This is a genomic window from Bacillus sp. AP50 (genome assembly GCF_040492675.1).
Classification (GTDB): domain Bacteria; phylum Bacillota; class Bacilli; order Bacillales; family Bacillaceae_G; genus Bacillus_A; species Bacillus_A cereus.
This window is the reverse complement of record NZ_JBEUTW010000327.1, coordinates 1-3,471: the sequence shown is the minus strand read 5'-3', so window position 1 is coordinate 3,471 and position 3,471 is coordinate 1. Positions and strand designations below refer to the sequence as shown.

The window sequence follows — 3,471 nt, the reverse complement described above, 5'->3', positions numbered from 1 at the left end:
CTTAAAAAGAAACCTTCTTGCACCGGCAAGAAGGTTTCTTTTTAAGCTAATACTTGTACATATAGCGATATTATTTTATCATTTTATATAGAGTAAGATTTTGTAAGGGAAAGGAACTGTGTATGAATAAGCAAAGAATTTATAGTATAGTAGCAATTCTGCTATTTGTTGTAGGTGGCGTGTTAATTGGAAAGCCATTTTATGATGGATATCAGGCTGAAAAGAAACAGACTGAAAATGTGCAGGCTGTTCAAAAGATGGATTATGAAAAGCATGAGACGGAATTTGTAGATGCTTCCAAAATTAATCAACCAGACTTGGCGGAAGTAGCGAATGCATCATTAGATAAGAAACAAGTAATTGGTCGTATTTCGATTCCAAGTGTTTCAGTAGAACTGCCTGTTTTAAAAGCTTCTACTGAAAAAAACTTATTATCAGGTGCAGCGACAGTAAAAGAGAATCAAGTTATGGGAAAAGGAAATTACGCATTAGCAGGACATAATATGTCTAAAAAAGGTGTTTTATTTAGTGATATAGCTTCTTTGAAAAAAGGCGATAAAATTTATTTGTATGACAATGAAAATGAATATGAGTATGCGGTTACTGGTGTATCTGAAGTGACTCCTGATAAGTGGGAAGTTGTAGAGGATCATGGGAAAGATGAGATAACGCTTATTACATGTGTATCTGTAAAGGATAATTCTAAGCGTTATGTTGTTGCTGGTGATTTAGTAGGAACGAAGGCGAAGAAGTAAAAAAGAAGGTGAACTCTTTAAAGAGTTCACCTTCTTTTTTACTAATGTTGAGAAATAATAGAATATTTCGGTTCGTATTTAAGTATTCTTCTATTTATGTATAATAAAGTTATAATTCTATATTTTGGGAGGAACAAGAGTGAGACAACAGGTGAAGAAACTTCTTTTAACAACGAGTATAGCGTTATTGGTAGCTCCAATTTCAGCTTATGCGCATCCAGGGCGTACAGATGCTAATGGCGGACATACGTGTCGTACAAATTGTGAGAAGTGGGGATTACAGTACGGGGAATATCATTATCACAATAAACCAGCTTCTAGTAGTGGCGCAACGAGCCCAGCTCCTAGTCAGAATAATAATAGTGCTGTAGAAGCTGAGAGACAAGCAGAAGCACAGCGCAATACTGAGGCTGAAAAACAACGTGCTGCAGAAGCACAGCGTAAAGCTGAAGAAGAGAGACAACGTGTAGCCGAGGAACAAAGAAAAGCTGAAGAGGCACGTAAGCAAGAGGAAGCGCAGCGCCAAGCTGATATGGAAAAAGGTCAACTTGAAGGTCAAAAGAATGGAGAAACTGATTTTAAAGCAGGAAAAAATGATGCAGAAGTGCATGTAGCTGGAAAATCTGATGCATATAAACAAGCGTTTAAAGCGACTTATGCAGCCGCATGGTCTTTAGAAGAGCAGAAGAAAACGCATTTTGAAAAAGGAAAAGAACAAGGTTTAGCACAAGAGACAATGGACGATAGTCAAGTTGCTCCAGAGTTTAAGGTAAACTTTGCAGACGGATTCAAAGTAGGGAATAAAGAAAGAACAGAAAAAATTGAAAAAGAGCAAGCTGAATTAGGGGAAAAGACAGGGAAAGAACTAGCTGAAAAGAATCCTGGAAATAGAGAGAAAGAAGTATACGTGAAGGCATATGAAAAAGCGTATGAAAAAGGCTATAAGTCTACAAAAAAGGCAGTAGAAAAGGCTGGCTATAAGTATGCATTTGAAAACTATGATTTAAAAGTTCCTGCTAAGTATGAACGAAATGAATTGTTAAAGAAATGGTTTACTGAAGGATTTAAATCGAATAAAAAAGCAGCGGAAATTCGAGAAGAAGGGTATAAAAAGGGAGATAGCTGGTTCTCATTTTTCTATAAGAGTTTCGTACCAAGTGAATATAAAGAACATAAAGAGCTGTACGAACAAGCAATAGAAAAAGGTAAAACAGTATAAAAAAAGATGAGGAGAAATTCCTCATCTTTTTTAATCCATCCATTTCACTAATTTCTTAGAAATTAATAATAAAACACAGCCTAATACAATTGCCACAGCGCCAATAACTGTGAATACTTCAGCGTATCCAAGTGAAGTTGTGAAGCTTGCAAGTTGTCCGCCTAAAATGTTGGCGATACCTGAACTTGCTAGCCATACACCCATTAATAAAGATGCTAATTTTACCGGAGCAAGCGCACTAACCATTGATAGTCCGACAGGTGATAAGAATAGCTCACCTAACGTATGGAAAAGATACGTAAAGACGATAAACAGTAAGTTTGCTTTTTCTGTAATGTTATGTTCATCACTACCTGTTTTTAATGTAGCAATAACGAGAATGATATAACCGATACCGAGCAAGATCATACCAAGTCCCATTTTAGTTGGGATTTTTAAATCACCTTGCTTGCGAGTTGCAAGTTTTGCCCATAATGCAGAAATGACTGGAGCAAGTAAAATAATAAATAATGGATTGACCGATTGGAACCAAGATGTTGGAACTTCCCATCCGAACACAGAGCGGTCTACAAATTTGTTTGTATATAATGTTAATGAGCTACCAGCTTGTTCAAAGCCAGCCCAGAAGAAGACAACGAAGCATGTTAAAATGACGATAACTGCGGTACGTTGTTTTTCTTTTTTTGTTAACGGTGTATCTCCTACTGATGGTTGTCCAGCAGCTGTTTGTAAATCACGAGTTGGTTTTTTACCGATATTACCAAGGAAGCGATTTGATAGTGTTGTAAATAAAATTTGTCCAATGATCATTCCGATTGAAGCGGCTAAGAAACCGTAACGGAATCCGTAATGTACAACGCCATCAACTGTTGTTTTGAATAAATTTTCTGATAAAAATCCGCAAACGAGTGGAGCTAAAAATGACCCGACGTTAATACCCATATAGAAAATGGTAAATGCACTATCACGTTTTGGATCGTTCTCTTCGTATAATTCTCCAACCAGTGTAGAGATGTTCGGTTTGAAGAATCCGTTACCTATAATAATAAGCGCTAATCCGAGGTATAGGCCTAATTGGTTTTGCAAGGCAAATAGTGTAAGGTTACCGATTGCCATTGTTATACCACCAATTGTGATTGCTTTTCGTCTACCTAGAAAACGGTCTGTTAAGTATCCACCAATCATTGGTGTGAAATAACAGGCTCCAGTATAAAATCCGTAAATAGAGAGTGCCCATGCGGGACTAAACCCAAGACCACCGCTTACTAAAGCTGTCGTTAAATATAATGTTAATAATCCTCGTAATCCATAGTAACTAAATCTTTCCCACATTTCTGTAAAGAAGAGTAAGTATAAACCTGGAGGATGTTTCTTTTTTCTTTGTTGTTCTCTTTCTAGTTGTATCGCTGATTCCATGTTATTTTCCTCCTGACACAAACAAAAACAAAGTTAATAATTTTGTACATTTAATATTTTACTTTATTAACTATTATAAGT

The 3,471-nt window shown here is 36.4% G+C and carries 3 protein-coding genes; 2 read left to right on the top strand and 1 reads right to left on the bottom strand.

Annotation, left to right across the window (positions count from 1 at the left end; translation table 11 throughout):
* The first annotated feature begins 122 nt into the window (after window positions 1-122).
* Both ABWK52_RS21485 and ABWK52_RS21480 read left to right on the top strand, forming a co-directional pair.
* A complete protein-coding gene (locus tag ABWK52_RS21485; RefSeq protein WP_001041724.1) occupies window positions 123-755 on the top strand; it encodes a class A sortase in 633 nt (210 codons plus the stop codon).
* A gap of 139 nt (window positions 756-894) precedes the next feature.
* The gene (locus tag ABWK52_RS21480) at window positions 895-1,974 is read left to right on the top strand and encodes a YHYH domain-containing protein (RefSeq protein WP_001249813.1); all 1,080 of its coding nucleotides are present in this window, start codon (window positions 895-897) and stop codon (window positions 1,972-1,974) included.
* Between the two features lie 30 nt (window positions 1,975-2,004).
* Here the strand turns inward: ABWK52_RS21480 and ABWK52_RS21475 are convergent, their stop codons facing one another.
* Window positions 2,005-3,390, bottom strand: coding sequence for a peptide MFS transporter (locus ABWK52_RS21475; protein WP_000443143.1), 1,386 nt, complete (start codon window positions 3,388-3,390; stop codon window positions 2,005-2,007).
* Between the last annotated feature and the right edge of the window lie 81 nt (window positions 3,391-3,471).

Coding starts and splice junctions, on each gene's coding strand:
- ABWK52_RS21485 (WP_001041724.1), top strand. CDS start 123: ATGAATAAGCAAAGAATTTATAGTATAGTAGCAATTCTGCTATTTGTT.
- ABWK52_RS21475 (WP_000443143.1), bottom strand. CDS start 3,390: ATGGAATCAGCGATACAACTAGAAAGAGAACAACAAAGAAAAAAGAAA.